Source organism: Rugamonas violacea (assembly GCF_016461825.1).
Taxonomy (GTDB): domain Bacteria; phylum Pseudomonadota; class Gammaproteobacteria; order Burkholderiales; family Burkholderiaceae_D; genus Rugamonas.
In genome coordinates this window covers 151,661-169,931 of sequence record NZ_JAEMNU010000071.1, presented here as the reverse complement: position 1 = coordinate 169,931, position 18,271 = coordinate 151,661, and the positions used below count along the sequence as shown (strand labels likewise).

The window sequence follows — 18,271 nt, the reverse complement described above, 5'->3', positions numbered from 1 at the left end:
TGCGTCGATGCGGTCGCCAATTGGTTCATCCAAAAAGACGAGAGTAAACGCGAAAACGGCCAAGTTTACAAGGGCGGCCGCAACTCATTGAATGTAAACGGATTTTTCGGCCAAGCGCACGACGGTCCGGACTTGTGTATAACGGCGTGCGTCATACCCTCGGGGGTTGGTGATGTCATTTTATTGTCATCTATGTATTGAGTCGCCAAGGCAATTTGACGAGCAACATCCTTGTCCACTCCGGCCGTGATGGCCAGGAAATAGGTCATGTAATAGTGAATGTCTATCTGATATAGCCCGAGCGGGTCGATATTAGTCAATGGATTGTTTGACACGTATGCATACGGATTGCTGCCTGCCGCGAGGCCCATCGGGTCGGGGGCGAGATAGCGGCCCAGTGTCGGGTCGTAGTCGCGCAGATAGTTGTAGTGCAGGCTGGTTTCCGCATCGTAGACTTGTCCGGGTAGGCGTAGGTTCATCGCGAACGGTTTGCCATCGGTCCCGGCCATGGCGCGCACCACGCGCGCCTGGCCGAACGCCGCCGTGATGGCTTGCCACACCGCTTGCTGACGTCTGTCGAGGACCTCCTGCGGCGTGCCAAGGTGGTCGGTGACGATGGCGTAGATGTGCGCCAGCCGGTCGCTGGCCTCTTCCTGGTGGCGCATCGTGATGGCCTTCCACACGCGGTGCGCGAAATTGGGGTTTTCCCCCATTTCAATCTTGGCCACCGGTTTGCCGTACAGGTAGACGTAGTGGGCGGTGATGCGCCCTTGGCTGTCGGTCTCGGCGGCCAAACGCTGGTTGTGGTACAGGGTGTAGCTCGTCTCGCCCTGCGGCGCGGCTTTGGAGAGGGACGCCGGGACGAGCGCCGGCCGTGCCGGATAGACTGTTTTCGCGATGCGCTCGCCCAGGCTGTTGTAGTGATATTGGGCGACGAGCCGGCCGTTGTCGTAGACGGCCACGGGGCGCTTGTCGCTGTTGTAGACGGTGCGCCGGTTGGTCGCGGCGGCGTCGCTTCGCCACTGTAGCTGCGCCAGCGGCAGTCCGGTCGAGTGATAGAACCAGGCGCTGCGCACGGATGGTGTGGCCGCGCCGTCGGTCGCTTGCGTGGCCGACAGCAGCCAGTTCCCGCCCGGGGCATAGCTGAAGCCACGTTCCTTCAATCCTGTCGCCGGTTGCGCCGCGCCGGGCGAGCCTTGGCTCGATTCGCCGATGCGGTTGCCTGCCTGGTCGTAGCGGAAGTAGGTTTCCCGTCCTTCGCTGGAGACGATGTTGTTCAGACGGTCCATCCCGTCGTAGGCATAGCCTTCGCGGCGCGTCATGGGCGATGCTTGGCCGTCGCTCGCCGGCAGTTGGCGCTCAATCTGGACGAGCCTGTCGGCCTCGTCGTAACGATTGCGCTGGCGGTACAGCGTCTTCTGGTTGACGTCCCTGTTCGCCGAGAACCATGCGGCAATGCGCTGCCACCAAGCCGCGTCGGGTCCGGTGGTGCCGGTGAGCGTGCGCAGTTGTTCGATGCGGCCCCGCCTGTCCAGCACGACTTGCTGGCGGGCGCCGTTGCTCATCGTGTAGCCGGTTATGCCGCCGGCGATGGTGCGCTCGATATCGGCGACAACGACTTGGTCGTCAAACAGGATGGCTTCGAGCTGGCCGGGACGACGACGCGCACCCGGTTGCCGGCCAACGGTATCGGCCGGAGCAAAGCGGTAGCGCAGGCTATGGCCATCGGGTAGCGTCTGGACGACCATGCGTCCGGCATCGTCATACTCGTAATTCGTGATGAAGCGCAGTCCCTTGGCGTTGGTGCTGATACCTCCGTCCCGTAGCCGGACATCGGCGAACCAGCGCGTTTCCCGGGTCAGTTGGCCCATCGCGTCGTACTGGTAGTCGAGCCGCTCCGCCGCGTGTCCCGGCTTGCCATCGGTGGTGCTGACCATGCCGACCAGCTGGCTGCCACGATATCGGTATTGCAGCAGGTCGGACAGCTTGTCCTTCCCAATGGCGAGCAGGCGGCCGGCGTGGTCGTAGGCATAGCGTGTCGCGGACCGCGTTTCGTCGATGCGCACCAGCGGTCGGCCGGCGGCGTCGTAGCGGAACAGCGTGACGCCACGGTCCGGGTCGGCTTCAAACACCTTGCGGCCGAAATCGTCGTGGCGGCGCAGGATGCGAGCCCCATTGGGACCGGTGACGCTGGTGGCTTGGCCGGCATTGTCGTAGGTTTGGCGCGACGTGGCCGCGTTGGCGCTGCCTGCGGCGTCGGTGCGCAGTTCGAGCCGCCCGTCGCCGTCATACCCGAACGTGGTTTTGGTGCCGAGCGCATTCGCCATGGCGACGACCTGGCCGACGTCGTTATAGCTGTAGCTCTTGAGTCTCCCTAGGGTGTCGGCGATTCCGGTCAGGCGGCCGGGTTGGCCGGCGACGCGGTCGTACTCGAACCTGGTCGACGACAGCGCTTCGGCGGTGGCCGCCGCCATCTCCTGATATTTTGCCACGCTCGCGATGCGGTCCTCCGTGTCTTGGGCAATTGCCAAGCCGCTGCCATCGGGAAGAATGACGCGGCTGACATGACCAGCCTGGTCGTACTCGAAGCTGCTGCGCAGGTTGCCGGGGCCGGTCACCGCAGTGATTTTGCCCTCGGCGTTATAGCTGTAGTGAAGCTGCCTGTGCATGGAACCCGCGGTGAACTCGATGTGGTCCGGCAGGCCTCGCCAGTTGTTGGCGGCGGTGGCGGACAGAACCCTGCCGCCGTCTATCATGCGTAGTTTGGCGGGACGCAGCGCCTCGTCCCGTTCGAGCACCTCGGTGACGAGGTCGCCTGGCGCGACGATGCGGGTGAGCAGGCCGTTGCGCTGGTCGCGCTCGTCGTAGCGCGCCAATTTCGCCGGAGTGGGCGTGTTTTTCTTTTCGTTTTCAGTGTCCGGGCGATTGTCGTATTCGAACACCGTGACATCTGAATCGAGCGGGCTGTTGGACTTCCCGTTGGGCAGCGGGCCGTCGATGCGCGTCAGCAGGCTGCGGCCGTTGATGGTGGCGTAGCGATAGGACGTGGTGCGCACTATTTGCGCCGCAGCCTGCTTGCCATCGTAGGTGGGAATCCAGCCGATGTCGCTCACCGTGACGGGTTGCCCTGTGATATTGTAGGCGATGCGCGTTTGCCGCTCCTTGCCCGGGACTACGCTGGGCTGGGCGATGACGGCGGGTGCGCCGCCGTCATCGAGGTATTCCATGCGCAGCAGCCATTGGGCCGGACCGGGCTTGCCGTTCGAATAGGGCACCCGGCTGACCTTGACGACGCGGCCGAGCTGGTCGCGCTCGGTCCTCTCGCTCGTGACGGGGCCACCTTGGTCATCGAGCCTGGTCGTTTCGGTGAGCTGGCCCAGGCGGTCGTAGCCGTAGCGGACATTGCTGTCGCCGCAGGTGGCGCAACCGGCGCCGCGCACCTCCAGCATGCGGTGCTCGCCGCCGATGACGGCGTAGCGGTAGACGGTTTTCTGTCCCAGGCTGTTGGTCAGCGTCGTCTTGCCGCCCTCGCTGGTGTCGAGTGTGACCTTGTCGACGTTGCCGGCGTGGGTGCTGAGGTTGGCGCGGGCGTTGTGGTCGTAGCCGTAGGTGGCATAGCGGCTGGCGACGGTCTTGTTGTCCTTGTCGGCGGCCTCGATGCTGATACCCGTCAACAGCCAGGGGAACGCCGGATTTTCATGGTGGTAGAAACGGCTGAGACGGCTGACCGTGGCGCCCCGGCCGTCGAGCTCGTGCGCCTTCCGGTTCGGCCGGTAGTCGGTGGGTAGCCGAACCCGGACCAGGTTGGCCAGCAATTGCCGTTTGTCGAACGGGCCGGCCCCCTTGGGCAAGGCGCTGCCGTATTCGTAGGCGTAGCGTCCGACCGGACTGTCGATGTACTGCACGCCACGGAAGCGGTCGTTGGCCTTGGCCAGGTCGCTGTCGAGGTAGGCCAGGTTCAGACTGCGACCCTGTGGGTCGACCACGCGCACCAGCAGGTTGACGCTGTCGTAGTGCAAGGTGACGCGCTCGCCGGTGGGCGCCGTGATGGTGTCGAGCTTGCCCCGGCGGTTGAAGTGCAGCTTGCGCCCGTTGGCCCAGGTCCAGGTGTATTCGACCATGCCGTTGGCGTCGCGCTCGAGCGCCATGCTGCCGTTGGCGGGCAGGGCGGTGCCGCACAGGTTCGGGTTTTTGGGATCGTGGCTGAAGATGACCCGGCCGCCATCGGCCTGCAGCACCTGTATCTTGCCGCCGAAGTCGAGCAGGTCGGTTTCGTAGGAGAGGCGCCAACCGCGCCCGATGATGCCGTTCCTTTCGCCGGGTTTGCTGAAGGCGCTGTTGTAGTGGCGGACGATTTCCAGCCCAAGCACACCGGGCAGTGCCGGCAGGTCGTCTTCGCGCTGGTATTTGTTGCCGGTGATGACGTTGAGCGGATTGCCCGCGCCGGCGGCCGGCCCGCCGCTTCCGCCCAGGCTGGCCGCGGAACTGCCAGCGGCGCAGGCCGGCGGGCCGCCGGGCGTGGGGCCGCATGCCGCCCTGGCCAGGCCGGACAGCAGCAGTAGACTGGCTAAAGCGAGTTGGATTCGTGGCGTTTTCATTCGACACCTCATGAAGGAGGACAGCAGTTCTCTACGCTGGGAGTACAGGAAATGGCGCAATGGGCCGGGTCCGTTGCGGGGTTGCAGATCGGTACCGGTGTTGGTATCGGCGAGGTGGTGCAGCCGATATTGGGGCATTCGGGTGGCGGGTTTTGCGTTATCGGCGGCGGGGCGGGATTGACCGGCGCGCCGTTGTTGCCGGGCCCCGGCGATGAAACGGGGGCGGCGGGCTCGATGGCATCGGACTGCATGTGCAAGGTGATGCTGGTGACGACCGGAATCCGCCCGTCCGTCACCAGCTTGGTGTAGAAGGCGCTGGTGTGCGGGTCCTGCCATTTCAGGTAGAGCGAGTAGACGTTTTTTATCAGCGGGATCTTGGGCAGGTAGCCATGGGTGATGCGCAACTTGAATAGATTGGCATCCTGTATCGTTTGGCCCGAGGTGGCGCCGATCGCCTGCGACTTGAACGCCTGCCCGCCGTTGGGGATGACGCGCTTGCCGCCGGTGTGCAGCGCCGCCTGCAAGGCCGGGTCGTTCCAATCGTCGAAGCTTTCCTTGGTGGGGTTCAACTGTTCGAGGTTGATGTTGCCGGCGCCATTCGGACCGATATCGGCCACCGCCTTGCCCAGCGAGATGGCGAGTTCGTCCGGCTTTTGGCCGCCGCCGTACAGGGGGACCAGCGCGCGCACGTAAGCGAAGTAGGCGTTGTCGAGGTCGGCGTTGAGCGTGGCCGCTTCGCGCGCGGCCATGAAGCCGGCGTAGTTGATTTGACTCCTGGCGAAGAACAACATGCCGTATTGCAGGATGCCCAGTCCCAACAAGGTGATGATGGGACCGACGATGGTAAATTCGATCATCGCCGAGCCGCGCTGTTGCTGGCCGCCGGTGCCGGGTTTGGCCTGCTCGCGCCGCTCCAGATACGGGTGTTGCAGGCGGTCGCCGACAAGGATACCCAGCGCCGCTATCGTTCCGGCGGCGAGTTCCAGGGTGTGGGCCGCGCGCGTGTATCGTCGACCTTGCGCGTCGCGGCCGACATTGCTGATGCTGGCGCGCCATGGCCGCAGGCCGGCGACACACTTGGTGACGATGCCGTCGCGGTCCAGATAGACCACGTCGATTGCGCCGCGCAGGAAGGCGCCGTGCACGCTGGCACAGTGCGTCAGCAGCAGTCCCTGCGTGCTGTGCAGGGGTTTTGAAAACATGAGCCCCAGCAAGCGTTTCAGGAAGGTGTTGGCGAGCCGGACGTCGAGCGGATACACGCCGGCGGCGGTGTGCATGACGCTCGCCGCCGGGCCGGACGGCTCGCGGCGGGCGGCGGGGCCGGGTTTGGTTTTTGGCGTTGTCATGGCAATACCCTCAAATCCCCGAGTGCATGAACTGGATGACGATAGGGAAAAACAAGACGATGAACGTGCACGGGAAGATGAAGGCGATGAGCGGGAACAGCAGCTTGACGGGCGCCTCCATCGCCAGCTTCTCGGCGCGCAAAAAGCGTTCGGAGCGGCGTTGGTCGGCCTGTGCGCGCAGCACCGGCCCCAGGTTCATGCCCATGTGTTCGGCTTGTATCATCGCCGTGACGAAATTGCTGACGCTGGGCTCCTGCAGGCGCTCGCTCATGGCGCGCAGGGCGTCGGCGCGGGGTTTGCCGCCGCGTATGTCGCGCAGGACGCGCTGAATTTCATCGCGCAGCATGCCTTTCGGGCCTTTGGCCATGGCCTGGTTGAGCGCGCCTTGCAGGTTGAGCCCCGCCTCGACGCATAAGGTGATGAGGTCGAGATAGAACGGCAGTGTTTTTTGCAGCTGGCCCCGGCGCAGGACAATCCGGTCGCGCAACCAGATGAGCGAGTAGCCCCAGCCGAACACCGCGCCGACGAGCGCCGTCTGCCAGTACCGCGCGGTGGCGACCCCGCCAGCCGAAGCCTGCGCCAGCGAGTCCAGTATCCAGCAGGCGAATGCCGCCATGAGCAGTGCGCATAGCAGTTGCGCGGCGACAAATTGCGCGGCGGCGATGCTGTATTCGAGGCCGGCCTGGCGCAAGCGTAGCGGCAGGCGGGCGGTGGGGCGGCGTGAAACGAAGGGATGCAGCAGGTAGCTGATCCAATGTATGGGCCACCACAGGAGCCGGAACGCGATAGGCGGCGTGTCTTTGTAGCGGCGGTCTTCCACGGGAATCTCGGCGACCGCGCGGCCAAGCAGCAGGGCGAGCAAGGCAATGGCAACGCCGGCGAGACCGGTGATCAGCGCGATCGCAATGGTGGTGTTTGAAGGGCTCATGGTTGTGGCGTCCGTTAAACGTCAATGGCGACGATGCGGCGGATGACGTACACGCCCATGCACTCAAGGAAGGCGATGGCGGCAAGGGCGCCCCAGCCCATCCTGGTGTGCCACAACTGGCTCATCGCCTCCGGCTCCATGTGGTCGAGGACGAGCATGAGCATCAGCGGCAGCAGTCCGACTACCCAGGCCTGCAATTTCCCCTGGGCGGTGAGCGCCCGAATCTTGCCTTCGATTTGCAGCCGGCTGCGGACGGTGTTGGCGGTACGCTCCAGCATTTCGGCCAGGCTGCCGCCGGTCTCATTGGCGATGCGCATGGAGGACACCACCAGAATCGTGGTCGGTGTGGGAACCCGGCGCATGAGCCCGTTCAGGCTTTGTTCCACCGTGACGCCCATTCTTTGCTCGCGTAGCATCAAGGAAAATTCCTGGCCCAATGGCGCTTGCGCTTCAAGAACCAGTTGCGTGATGGCCGTGCTCAGGCTCAGGCCGGCGCGCAAGCCGCCCGCCAGCATCATGAGGGCGTCGGGCAGTTGCTCTTCAAATTTGCGCAAGCGGCGTTTGCGCAGCCAGGCATAGAGCGCACGCGGGAAGAAGGCCAGGAGCAGGAAAACGACGACGCCGGGAAGGGCGTTGCCGGCAGCCACGCCGGCCACGATGGCCATTAGCGTCATCAACACGATGTGCGCCAGGAACACCTTGCCGGGGTCGACGAAGAGGAAAAATTCGCGAATCTGGAAGCGGGTGCGTTCCGTGAAATGGGCGCGGTAGCGCTGCAGCGTGACGCTGCCGATATCGATGAGCAGCCAGCTGAACATGGCCACCGCGATGGCCGCGATGGTCGTCAGCAAGGTCACCATGCTGCTGTTGTTCATGGCCGGCCTCCATGCGTCCGGGCCGGCGGCGCGGTTGCCGCCGCGTCCACCTTCTTGAAGATGTCCACGTCGTGCATGCCGCCGCCCGCGCGCAGCTCTTCATAGAAGGTCGGCACCATGTCGCAGCCGGTGAAGTAGCCCTGAACGCGGACGCCGTCGGGTTCCTGCAGATAGCCGGTGGCGACATAGCGGAACAGCTCCTGCAGTTGAAATTTTCCGCTCTCCATCCCCGTTACCTCGGTGATGCTGGTCACCTTGCGGGTGCCGCAAGTGAAGCGGGTCTGCTGGACGATGAGTTGGATGGCCGACGCCACCTGATCGCGAATCGCGCCGAGCGGCAAGTCCATGCCGGCCATCAGCACCAGCGTCTCCAGCCGGGCCAGGCCGTCGCGCGGGCTGTTGGCGTGCAAGGTGGTGAGCGAACCGTCGTGCCCCGTGTTCATCGCCTGCAGCATGTCCAGCGCCTCGCCGCCCCGGCACTCGCCGATGACGATCCGGTCGGGGCGCATGCGCAGCGTGTTTTTGACCAGGTCGCGGATGGTGATCAAACCCTTGCCTTCGACGTTGGCGGGGCGCGCTTCCAGCGCTATCCAGTGTTCATGGTGAAGCTGGAGTTCGGCCGCATCCTCCACCGTGATGATGCGTTCGCCCATGGGGATGAAGTTGGACAGGATGTTGAGCAGCGTGGTCTTGCCGCTGCCGGTGCCGCCGGAAACAATGATGTTTTTGCGGGTGGCCACGCAGACGGCCAGAAAAACGGCCATTTCCGCGCTGAGGGAACCCTGCTCGACCAGGTCGTCGGCCGTCATCTTGTGCTTGGAGAATTTGCGGATGGTGAGTGCCGGCCCCTTGAGCGCCAGCGGCGCGATGATGGCGTTGACGCGCGAGCCGTCCTTGAGGCGGGCGTCCACCATCGGCGAGGATTCGTCTATGCGCCGGCCCAGCGGCGCGACTATTCGCTCAATGACGCCGAGCACGGCGCGCTCGCTGGTGAAGGTCAACGGGTGCCGTTCAAGGCGGCCGCGCCGCTCCACGTAGATTTTGTCGAACTGGTTGACCATGATTTCGGTGACGCTGGCATCGTCGAGCAGCTCCTCCAGCGGCCCCAGGCCGACGGCTTCGTCGAGCACCTGTTTGGTCAGCAGAGCGCTATCGAGTTCGGGCGGAATGTTCGCGCGCTGCTCGTGCATGATTTCCTGAATGACGCGGGCGGTGTCGATGCGCAGTTGCGCATCGCTCATCTTGGAGACGTCGTGCCGGCGCAAATCCATGGTGTCGAGCAAGATGGCGTGCAGGCGTTTGCGCCATTCAAACTCCATTTCCTGGTGGGCGAGGGGCGCCAGCACAAGAGGAAACCCCCCGACCGCTGTCGGAGTGGCGGCCGTGGCGGCGCCGGGCGTGGCCGCGCCGGGCGTGGTTTGCCCGCGCCATATTTGGGATTGGGCGCGTTCGGCCGTCAGGCGCGAGGCGTGAATCTCTTCGGTCGCCCGCTGGTTGCGCGAGGCCGCGCTGGCCGAGCGGGAGCGCGGCGCGGCGGCCTGCACCGGCGACATCGCGACGGGGATGTCATGCACCCGCAATTTGTAGGGACCGATGACGATGAGGTCGTTAGGCATGAGCGGGCCGTGCTGGGTGACGATGCGGGCGCCGTTGACACTGGTGCCCAAATACGAGCCCAGGTCTTCCAGCAGCACGCCCGACGGCGTCTTGAGCATGCGCGCATGCTCCTTTCCCACGCGCCAACTGTCGAGGCAAATGTCATTGCCCGTGCTGCTGCCGAGGATGCACTCGTCAGGCACGTCGAGCTGCCGCTCGCTGCCATCGGGATAGATAATGTCGACCTGGAACATGATGTGCCCCGTTCAATGGGCCGGCGCGGCCGGCGTCTGGTTGAATTGCGCCGCGTCCGCGCCCGGCTGCAATGGATTGCTCAGAAACGGCGGGCCGCCCAGATTCTGTTCCAGGCGCTCCGTCGCGCGTCTGCTCCGCTCCGTCAGTCCGGGGCTGCGGCTGTCGACGATACTGGGCGTGACGAAGACGACGAGTTCGGTCTCCTTGTTCTGGAACCGCTTGGAGCGGAAGAGCGCGCCAAGAACCGGCAGGTCGCCCAGGAAGGGAACCTTGTCGATATCCGAGCTGCTGTTGCGTTGCAGCAGGCCCGACAGCACGATGGTCTCGCCTTGGTGGACATTGAACTCGGTCTTGGTGCGCCGGGTCAGCAAGGCCGGACCCGAAGCGGTGGATAGCGAGGCGTCGATCGAACTGACCTCGGACTCGATGACGGCGCGGATGACGCCGTTGCGGCCGACCTTCGGTTCGATGTCCAGCTTGATGCCGTAGGGCTTGAACTGGACGGTCACGCCGTTGATCGTCGCGACCGAATAGGGCACTTCGCCGCCCGCCAGGAAGCTGGCCTTGTAGCCGCTGCGGGTCGACAATTGCGGCTCGGCCAGCACGCTGGCGCTGCCCTTTTGTTCCAGCGCCGACAACTGCGCGTTGAGCCCCAGATTGATGGCGCTCAGCACCGTCAAATTGGCGGGCAGGGGAACCGGGCCGGTGCCGCCGGGAACCGTGATCGGCGGCGGATTGGCGTTGCCGGTCTGTATGTTGATGACGTGGCCGCCCTGGTCGCCACGGCCGGCGGGGGTCCAGATGCTGCCGACGGCGGCGCCGCCGACCGCGCTCCATTTCAAGCCCAACTCGCGCAGTTCGGTCTTGGGGAACTCGACGACCTTGACATCCATCATCACCATCTGCTCCCAACCTATGGGGCTGGTGAAGTTGACGATCTGCGGATAGCGTTTGGCGAGCTCGGCAACCTTGTCCCGGTCGGCGTCGGAGAGCTCCTCGCCTTCGACGATGACCTTGTCGCCGACGACACTCGCCTTGGCCTTCGGAATGGCCGCCAGGAAGGTGGCGATATCGCGCGCATAGCGGCCGATGTCGACCGGCAGGACGGTGACCTTGAGCCGTTGAAACCGTCCATCCCGGTTCCACACGAACAGCGTGGAGGTGCCGGCGCTATTGGCGAAAATGATGACGTCCTTGTCGTCCAGGGCGCTGGCGGTGATGATTTGTCCGTTGCCCACGGCGATGCGGGCGACACCGGGCGTTGGAAAGACACGCGATTCGCCGGTGAACAGTTCGATTTCCGGCACGGGCTCGTCGTCGCTCTGCTTTTTAATCGGCTCGTAGCGGCCGCCGGCCTTGAGGCCGGCCGCCGCGGGCGCCGGTGTGGGCGAGGCGCCCGGCGCGGCAACTTTGGGCTTTGAGGTGGCGGCGGCGGACGGCGCCTCGATGCCGGCTTGGGCCGCGCCCTGTCCGTGCGCCGGCATGTTGAAACTGAGGGCGCCGAGGCCCAGCGCGGTCCAGACAACTGCCCGCGCAAGTTGGAGATGGATTTTCATGTGCGTTTCATTCATAAAGGGCGAGCGGGACCAATCGCGCCACAGAGGTGGCGACGATGGCTGGATGTTGCTGATGTTTCGTTCAGGGCGTGCCGGTCGAGGCGCCCGGCGCCGGTGGCGGAATGGGCGCCGTGGCGGTCGGCGGCGGGGATTGCGCATCGACCGGCCCACGGCTTGGGCCCAGGCGCAATGCATCGGGAGGAAACTTGGCCGAGCTGCCGCCATACAGAACCGGAATGCCCCGGCCAGGGCTGACGCGGCGGCTTTCCTGTGGTGTGCCAAACAATGCGGCAAGGTCATAGCCCTTGTCGCCGATGGGTTTTTTGTCTTCCGGGTTTCTGAGCAGCGCCGTCAGCTTGCCGCTGTCACGGGCGAGGATGATGTTCTTCGCCTGGTCGGGCGTGGTGTTGAGCGTGACGGTGGCGAATTGGCTACGTTCGCCGCTTTTGACATCGTCGATGGAGCGCTGGCCGGTGGCCATGACCTCCACGCTTTGCAACAAGGGCAGTATCACCTTCTTGCCGTCGCGGTCGTTGGTGAACATCAGGTCTATCAGGTCGCCAGGTTCGAGCATGCCGGAAATCGAATTGATTTCGTCGACCACGAAAGTCATGGCGCGCTTGCCCGGTTCCACGCGGGCGGAGAAGGTCGGTACGCGCTTGCTCTCCATTTGGCTCCACAGAATCATTTCGCCGCTCTTGATTGTGTAGGCGATGACCTTGCCGTCGATCCGTTCAAAGTCGTCGGGACGGACCGCGCCGGAATGGGCATATTCGAGCGGGATGGCGCGCACCGCGAGATTCTGGCGCGAGATGACGCCGCCTTTGGGAATCTCGGCTTTGGCGACAACGATGGCCACGGTGTCATGCCTGGATCGCGTTTCTATGGCATCTAATTGGGTGCGGAGGAAACTGCGCGTGGCAAGCGCCGCCGCCAGTCCGATCACCACGGCAAGAGCAAAGACCAGCCAGGTCTTCTTGATTTTTCTAAACGATGGCAGCTTCATGTTTACCCCGGAAGAGAAATTGCGTAGCTAAAATTCCGATAGGCGGTGGTGAACGCGCCCAGCAGCTGCTTGAGTGCGCTTTTGTTGTCCACCATGCCGACGCCGAGCACCAGTGCCAGCATCGCGCAGACGATAAGGAATTCCATGCTGGATTGACCAGCTTGACGCCGGCGGGAAGAGTGGTGTTTCATTTTGAATGCTCCAGATAGCCGACAGTGTTGAATACGATGGCGGTGCCGCCGCTGCGTTCTCGGTAAATCACGGCAATGGCCTCTTCATCCTGCCGCTTGAAAAACAGTGTTTTTCCGTAACCAGGCCGGCCCGGCCCGGACGGCGGCGCGGTCTCTTCGCGCTCAAGCGCAAAACCGTCTTTACCCAGACTGTTCTTGAGATGTTCGATGTTCAGGTCGGTGTCGTGGCCGTTGCGCAATACCAGCAGACGCGCCCGCTTCTCACCGTCAACCGACTCGACTTGGCGGATCAGTGTGGAGCCGGCAAGGAATCGCGACTTCGCAGTGTTGCCGGAGTGCGGGTTGGCGCTCCGCCGGTCGAACGCGGCGCTTAATTTCGAGATGGCGATAAATCCTCGGGTGCCGGCGCCGACCGGTTCAAGTTGCACCGTGACATAGAATTCCCCTATTGCCTTGCCTAGCACCAGCTTCGAGGCCAACGTGTTTTCCACCAGCGGTTGCCCCAAAGCGTCGCGAAAGCGTGCCGCGACTTGGGGTGGCGGGGATGCGGATAACAGCCCACTCAAGCGCAGCGGCAATCCATTGGCGCGCATCTGGCCTCCCGCGTCGAATGTCTCGACTTCTTTTGGGATGGCAATCGCGGGCCACGCTTGTGCATGTGCCAGGCCGCTTGCCGCCAACAGAAGCACTCCCACCCATTCCTGACGGTCGCGTTGCTTGATCGCCCGACGTAGCGGGGGAAGCACGGTATTGGCATGGCATTTCATGATTTTTCCTCGCCTTATCTATCAAGTCGTCGCCGATGTCGCCGATGTCGCCGATGTCGCCAGATATGTCGCCTATGCGTCTTGGCCCGGAGCGCTCACTTGAGCCGGTCCGGCGGCACGACATCGTTCCAAAAATCGAGCTGGCCCAGTTTTGGTCCCGCTACGTGGCCCAGTTCGACGAGGGTGACGCTGGCACCGACGACGGGCGCAACACCGCGCAGCTTGCTTGCCGGCACCAGCACGCCGCTGTCGATGCGCGACGCGACTTGGGCCGGGTCCTTCGCCTGCCACCCATCGATGAGCACGCTGGTGTGCCGCGTTATCACGAGATTGAGCTTGTCGAAGGGTTCAAGCATTTTCAAACCGGCCGGAAGATTGGCGAGCTTGACGGTGACGTTGCCGGAATAAACACCATGCGCGCCGAGGCCGAGTTTCTCGGCGGTTTTCACGCCGAGCGCGGAGCCGGCGACGCCATTGAAGGGCTTGCCGTCATCGGCGGCGTTAAACCCGTCGCCCTGGTTCGGTCCTTGCGCCAGCCCGAAGCTGACCGACACGTCATTGTTAAAGTCATTGATAAGCGACGCGCCGTCGGGGCCGCGCCAAAACAGGTTTTGGTTGGCGAGAAAATTGCCGGCGACATCGTTCGTCTTGATGGGGGCGTCCGCGTTGCTGAAGAAACGGCGCCTTACCTCGCCGGCCAGTTCGCCCGGTGCCTTCCACGTGTTTTGGGCATCGTTGCGCGTCATGGCTTCGAAGGCGACGTAGCGGCTGGCCATTTGTACCTTGCCGGCGAGGTCCTGGTATTTGGCGATGGCGGGTAGCAGCAGATAGAGCGGCGCCAGCGCGAGGGCCAGTGTCAGGAATTCGGTCAAGGCCTGGCCACGCTGCGGTTTTTCGGCAGCGCCGAGGGTTCTTTTTCGTGTTGTTTCGTGGAAGTTCATTTTTTCGCTCCGGTATTGGCGATACGGAAGCCGCCGGCCAAGTAAGGAGCGAACACGGCCGCGTTGACCTGGGTGTCCAGCTTTGCCACGGTCGCATGCATTTTTTCGCCGACAGGGGACGTCATCTCCAATGCCATGCTAGACCGCGTCAGTTCGCCGGTGGCGGCTTGCGCCACAAACGTGCCGCCCAGCGACAGGCACACCGTTCCGTCCGGCTCAAACGGGTTCTTCCACACCTCGCAGTCGATGCCGAGGATGACCTTGTGCGCGCCGGTCCCGCCCGAACCGTGTTGCCGCATCGCGGTCAGCATGGCGGCAACCGCCGGGTTGTGCTTGGCCTGGCTTTCCATCTGCAGCATCTGCGCCTGGGTGGGCGCCGGGCGGCGCAGCGGCGCAGGGGCATCCGCTTGCGCGTTGGCGTCGCATGCGCCATGCGCCGTTTTTTCGCGCAAGTCGATGTGGCAAGTTCCCTTGCTGGAGAAAAGGCTGGCGGTATTGCGCTGGGTCGGTAGCAGACTGCAATCGATATGGTTGACGCCGTAGCTCAATTCTGAGGTGTATTGGATGGTCCGGTTCACGGACGAATAGGTGTCGATTCGGGTGCTCGTGCCGTGCTCCGGCCAGACGGTGGGCGGATGGGCGGGAACGCCGGCCGATTGCTTATCCTTCACGCAGTCCTGAACTTGGGCATGCATTTCAAACAACCAGGCGGCATTGCCCTGTGCGCCTTCGACATAGCCTTGCAGGCCGACCATGTGGACCGTCGCCATCTTGCCGCCCGAACCGAGGGAGGCGTGCGGCATCGGCGCCGTGTAGAGTTCTTGTTCCGCCGGTGTCGCGGCGCCGGCGGGGCCCCAGCTCAGGCACAGCAGTGGCAAGCACAGCAAGGCTATGCACGGGCGTTTCATGCGACGTCGCGGCAGAATTATCGTCAGAAAGGCTTTCATCGTGGACCTCCCAATGTCATTGCGATAGCCATGTCGGCGGCCGAGGTAGAAACGAGATGCGCCTGCCAGTACGGATTGAACAAACTGGCCAACTCCGTCTTGCCGTCGCTTCTGCCGACGGGGCGCTGGAAGAACACTTCGGAGGTGGCGACCGCGGCCAGCACGCCGGCGGCCGGCTTGCCGTCGATAAGGGCCAGCCGCCCGCTCGGTTTCACTGTGGACGTGCCATCCGAGGTCCGGGTTTGCTCCTTGGCCCTGGTGAGGCGAATGGCGAACTTCAGACCGGGGGCCGGGCGCGGGGAATAGCCGAGCGCCGCGGTGGAGATGTCGTAAAACGTCGGCAAGCCGCTATAGCCCCAATCGGCGCTCGATGCGAGCGCGCTCGCGTTCGGGTTGTCCGAGCGTGAATTGGCGTAGCTTGCCGATGAGTCATCCGGACTGCCTTGCGCGGCGGCCTGCGTGCCGTACCCCAGAGGCATTTCGGTTTCGTCGCAGCTGGGCGGGCGAAAAATGCCGTGGAAATGCCAGGTCCATTGGTGGAGCGAAGCGGTGTCCATCGCCTTCCACTCGTCAAAGTCGATAAGCTCGGTGCCGCCGCGCCGGCGGAACGCCGCCTTGTTCCCCAGGATGCAGGGAAAGAAGTTGGCCGAGGTCCAGGATCGCTGCTTGACGAATCCGTCGAGATTGGCGGCGTTCACCACGGCGTCCTTGAAGCGCTGCCGGTCGACGCCGGAATAGGCGTTGATAAAAGGCTTTCCGTCGAACAGGACGAAGTTGTCGGTGATAGGAATGGTGTCGACCAGCACGACGCCGTCGTCCTTGTAGTTGGCGTCCGCAACCTGCCGCATGACTGATTTTCTGGCGGGAATGAAGTCTGCGGCCATGTTCAATTGAGCGGTTTTCAAGATGGTTTTTGCCACTTCGGATAAGGCTACGGTCGATTGCGCCGCGACTTGAACGGCCGCGTCGACGCTGGCGGCGGTCACCGCCGCGCCGGGAAGGCTGAGCAGGTAACACAGCGGGATGTAGTCGACAAGGGCCAGCGCCACAGGTACGGAATACCAGGTGTAGCAGGCGAGCGGCGGGACGTTCTGGCTATGTTCGACGACGTGGGCGGACCAGGAGGCGAGGCTGACCGCCTGGGCGATCATGACTTCGTTGGCCATCAGCGCGCGGTTCGTGTAGGCGTCGAAATTGAGTGCCCGTGCGTGCATGACGCCGGCGCTGTAGGCGACGGCGTCCGCTGTATTGACCAGCTTGGTCTTTTCACGGGTTAACTGGGCTGTATTAAATAAAAAGATCAATGCGGCAAGCCCGCCCATCAGAACAAATATTCCATAGATTAATGCCTGACCTTGTTGAAGGTGCATTCGCGCAACCATGGTAGTTGATGAATTTAATCGATGCATAATGTGTCGCTCGGAAGCATGCCGGAGAAGTATATTTGATTGTGGAAATAAGGCTCCGCATGGATTTTGGCGGAGCCGGAAGCATTATTTTTGCTTTCCTTCGGTAACTTGGTCGCCATAAGTAGCCAAGCCCTTGTCTTTCGCCGCAACGGTTTTGGCGTTGCTTGCGGCCTTGCCTGCCTGGGTAATGACCGCTGTGCCATCTTGTCCGGAAACTTCCATTGCGATGGCGGCGGTTTGATTGCGTACGGTAGCGCCGAATAGCTGATAGACGCCGATGGCGGCCACCGCAATCAGGGCGACGATGATGATGTATTCGGTCATGCCTTGGCCTTTTTGTTTGGAAAGTTTGAATTTCCCCGATGTAAGTTTCATGCTTAATACCTTTCGTTTAAAAAATAATAATGAAGGAGTAAATTGTTGAAGCAAGCTGATGATATTTGTATTTGATGAGATTGCTTTAATTGACATCAAATTAGCTTATGGTTATTGTTCGAGTTTTCAATGCTAAAAAATTCCATTTTCTAATTAATTGATTAAATAGAATATTTTAAATGGGGAAATTTTCTATAAGGCACTTCGAAAAACCACCAAATTGTTGTTCCGCATCGGCGGACCGCCGCGTACGCGGGAACCCATGCTGAGCCAATGGACATGCGGGGTATAGATTCCCGCCTGCGCGGCGGTCCGCCGATGCGGAATGATGGTTTTTCAAGGTGCCCTTGACCGCTCGTTTGGCGATGCGTCGTTGGTGCGCTGCTGTGTGTGGGGAGGGGCGGATGGCGCCACGGCGGATCGAAGAGCAAAAATAATAATTTAACAAGATCGTACAAGACTTGGCGGACGCGGCCTTCTACCATGCGTTCATGAAAACCAAAACACCCCACCAATCGACTCTCCTCGGCCACCTGCAAGTGGTGCTGGCCATGTGCATTGTTGGCAGCTCAGTGGTCGCCGGCAAATTCATCAGCATGGAAATGCCGGTGTTCCTGGCTTCCTTCGTGCGCTTCTTCCTCGCCGCCGTGGTGCTGATTCCGCTCAACTACTGTATGACCGGCAGACTGGTGCGGCCGGTCCGCTCCGACATGGTCCTGCTCACCCTGCAAGCCTTCTTCGGCGTCTTCCTGTTTTCCGTCTGCATGTTCCTCGGCCTCAAGCAAACCAGCGCGCTGAAAGCCGGCGTGATCATGGGCATGCTGCCGGCGGTCACCGCCGTGGTGGCGGTGCTGGTGCTGAAAGAGCGGCTGAGCCCGCGCTATCTGGTCGGCATCGCCCTGTCGGTGGCCGGCGCGGTGGTGCTGGAGTTGCGCGGCGCGTCGGGCGCGGCGGTGCTGGGCGACAGCATCTACGGCATCCTGTTGATCCTCGGCGCGGTGGTGTGCGAGGCGCTGTTCTCGGTCATCGGCAAGATGGCCGGCCTGACCATCCCGCCGGTGACGATGACGACCTGGATGGCGATCATCGGCGTCATCCTGTTCCTGCCGTATTCGATCGTCGAGGCGCTGGCCTTCGACTTCGCGGCGGTCTCGCCGCGGGTCTGGCTGCTGCTGCTGTACTACGCCCTGGTCGTCACGGTGCTCGGCTTCATGTTGTTCTACGTCGGCCTGGCGAAGATCTCGACGGTCGCCGCCGGCGTCCACATGGCCTGGGTCCCCTTGTCGGCCATGCTGATCGCCGTGCTGTTCTTCGGCGAACCGTTCGGCTTGGCCGAGCTGACCTCGGCGCTGAGTGTCGTCGCCGCCGTGCTGGTGGTCAGCGCCGGCGGCAAGGAGGCCGCGCCACGCCCCGCTTCCGAAGTGTTGCAACAGTAAGCGAAGACGGCCCGTCCGGCGATCGCGCCGGGCGCGGCCAACCAG

14 protein-coding genes are annotated in these 18,271 nt (G+C 63.0%); 1 reads left to right on the top strand and 13 read right to left on the bottom strand.

Annotated features, from left to right (window positions below; translation table 11 throughout):
- Positions 1–65: 65 nt before the first annotated feature.
- The 13 genes from H7U20_RS13935 to H7U20_RS13875 all read right to left on the bottom strand — a co-directional run bounded on the left by H7U20_RS13935 (position 66) and on the right by H7U20_RS13875 (position 16,886).
- Entirely contained in the window at positions 66–4,598 is a 4,533-nt protein-coding gene (locus H7U20_RS13935) for a DUF6765 family protein (RefSeq protein WP_199759738.1), read from the bottom strand.
- Positions 4,599–4,606: 8 nt separating this feature from the next.
- Positions 4,607–5,944 carry a DUF192 domain-containing protein gene (locus tag H7U20_RS13930; protein ID WP_199759737.1) on the bottom strand — a complete coding sequence of 446 codons (1,338 nt, stop codon included), beginning with the start codon at positions 5,942–5,944 and terminating at the stop codon, positions 4,607–4,609.
- 10 nt (positions 5,945–5,954) lie between these two features.
- A complete protein-coding gene (locus H7U20_RS13925) occupies positions 5,955–6,872 on the bottom strand; it encodes a type II secretion system F family protein (RefSeq protein ID WP_199759736.1) in 918 nt (305 codons plus the stop codon).
- Positions 6,873–6,886: 14 nt separating this feature from the next.
- Positions 6,887–7,690 (bottom strand): type II secretion system F family protein, encoded by an 804-nt coding sequence (locus H7U20_RS13920; protein ID WP_370593154.1) that lies wholly within the window; start codon positions 7,688–7,690, stop codon positions 6,887–6,889.
- A gap of 53 nt (positions 7,691–7,743) precedes the next feature.
- Positions 7,744–9,597, bottom strand: a complete 1,854-nt coding sequence (locus H7U20_RS13915; protein ID WP_199759734.1) for an ATPase, T2SS/T4P/T4SS family — start codon at positions 9,595–9,597, stop codon at positions 7,744–7,746.
- A 12-nt stretch (positions 9,598–9,609) separates the two neighbouring features.
- Positions 9,610–11,154, bottom strand: coding sequence for a type II and III secretion system protein family protein (locus tag H7U20_RS13910; protein ID WP_233410749.1), 1,545 nt, complete (start codon positions 11,152–11,154; stop codon positions 9,610–9,612).
- Between the two features lie 82 nt (positions 11,155–11,236).
- Positions 11,237–12,160: a Flp pilus assembly protein CpaB gene (gene cpaB, locus H7U20_RS13905; RefSeq protein ID WP_199759733.1), complete on the bottom strand. Its 924-nt coding sequence runs from the start codon at positions 12,158–12,160 to the stop codon at positions 11,237–11,239.
- A gap of 2 nt (positions 12,161–12,162) precedes the next feature.
- On the bottom strand, positions 12,163–12,351 hold the full coding sequence (locus tag H7U20_RS13900) for a hypothetical protein (RefSeq protein WP_199759732.1): 189 nt from the start codon (positions 12,349–12,351) through the stop codon (positions 12,163–12,165).
- Positions 12,348–13,118, bottom strand: coding sequence for a hypothetical protein (locus tag H7U20_RS13895; protein WP_199759731.1), 771 nt, complete (start codon positions 13,116–13,118; stop codon positions 12,348–12,350). Before H7U20_RS13895 ends, H7U20_RS13900 begins: the two co-directional genes overlap by 4 nt.
- A 95-nt stretch (positions 13,119–13,213) precedes the next feature.
- Positions 13,214–14,059: a hypothetical protein gene (locus H7U20_RS13890; protein ID WP_199759730.1), complete on the bottom strand. Its 846-nt coding sequence runs from the start codon at positions 14,057–14,059 to the stop codon at positions 13,214–13,216.
- Positions 14,056–15,006 (bottom strand): hypothetical protein, encoded by a 951-nt coding sequence (locus tag H7U20_RS13885; protein WP_199759729.1) that lies wholly within the window; start codon positions 15,004–15,006, stop codon positions 14,056–14,058. Before H7U20_RS13885 ends, H7U20_RS13890 begins: the two co-directional genes overlap by 4 nt.
- Entirely contained in the window at positions 15,003–16,376 is a 1,374-nt protein-coding gene (locus H7U20_RS13880; protein ID WP_199759728.1) for a pilus assembly protein TadG-related protein, read from the bottom strand. The genes H7U20_RS13885 and H7U20_RS13880 overlap by 4 nt, the downstream gene beginning before the upstream one ends.
- Before the next feature lie 123 nt (positions 16,377–16,499).
- Positions 16,500–16,886, bottom strand: a complete 387-nt coding sequence (locus H7U20_RS13875) for a Flp family type IVb pilin (RefSeq protein ID WP_370593152.1) — start codon at positions 16,884–16,886, stop codon at positions 16,500–16,502.
- A 395-nt stretch (positions 16,887–17,281) separates the two neighbouring features.
- On the opposite strand from H7U20_RS13875, the gene H7U20_RS13870 reads away from it, so the two are divergent.
- A complete protein-coding gene (locus tag H7U20_RS13870; protein ID WP_199759727.1) occupies positions 17,282–18,226 on the top strand; it encodes a DMT family transporter in 945 nt (314 codons plus the stop codon).
- Positions 18,227–18,271: the final 45 nt, after the last annotated feature.

What these genes read in the sequence shown, in the direction of transcription:
- H7U20_RS13920 (WP_370593154.1), bottom strand. Translation starts at nt 7,690, where the DNA reads ATGTTCAGCTGGCTGCTCATCGATATCGGCAGCGTCACGCTGCAGCGC.
- H7U20_RS13935 (WP_199759738.1), bottom strand. Translation starts at nt 4,598, where the DNA reads ATGAAAACGCCACGAATCCAACTCGCTTTAGCCAGTCTACTGCTGCTG.
- H7U20_RS13880 (WP_199759728.1), bottom strand. Translation starts at nt 16,376, where the DNA reads ATGCACCTTCAACAAGGTCAGGCATTAATCTATGGAATATTTGTTCTG.
- H7U20_RS13890 (WP_199759730.1), bottom strand. Translation starts at nt 14,059, where the DNA reads ATGAACTTCCACGAAACAACACGAAAAAGAACCCTCGGCGCTGCCGAA.
- H7U20_RS13895 (WP_199759731.1), bottom strand. Translation starts at nt 13,118, where the DNA reads ATGAAATGCCATGCCAATACCGTGCTTCCCCCGCTACGTCGGGCGATC.
- H7U20_RS13870 (WP_199759727.1), top strand. Translation starts at nt 17,282, where the DNA reads ATGAAAACCAAAACACCCCACCAATCGACTCTCCTCGGCCACCTGCAA.
- H7U20_RS13900 (WP_199759732.1), bottom strand. Translation starts at nt 12,351, where the DNA reads ATGAAACACCACTCTTCCCGCCGGCGTCAAGCTGGTCAATCCAGCATG.
- H7U20_RS13930 (WP_199759737.1), bottom strand. Translation starts at nt 5,944, where the DNA reads ATGACAACGCCAAAAACCAAACCCGGCCCCGCCGCCCGCCGCGAGCCG.
- H7U20_RS13915 (WP_199759734.1), bottom strand. Translation starts at nt 9,597, where the DNA reads ATGTTCCAGGTCGACATTATCTATCCCGATGGCAGCGAGCGGCAGCTC.
- cpaB (WP_199759733.1), bottom strand. Translation starts at nt 12,160, where the DNA reads ATGAAGCTGCCATCGTTTAGAAAAATCAAGAAGACCTGGCTGGTCTTT.
- H7U20_RS13885 (WP_199759729.1), bottom strand. Translation starts at nt 15,006, where the DNA reads ATGAAAGCCTTTCTGACGATAATTCTGCCGCGACGTCGCATGAAACGC.
- H7U20_RS13875 (WP_370593152.1), bottom strand. Translation starts at nt 16,886, where the DNA reads ATGTCAATTAAAGCAATCTCATCAAATACAAATATCATCAGCTTGCTT.
- H7U20_RS13925 (WP_199759736.1), bottom strand. Translation starts at nt 6,872, where the DNA reads ATGAGCCCTTCAAACACCACCATTGCGATCGCGCTGATCACCGGTCTC.
- H7U20_RS13910 (WP_233410749.1), bottom strand. Translation starts at nt 11,154, where the DNA reads ATGAAAATCCATCTCCAACTTGCGCGGGCAGTTGTCTGGACCGCGCTG.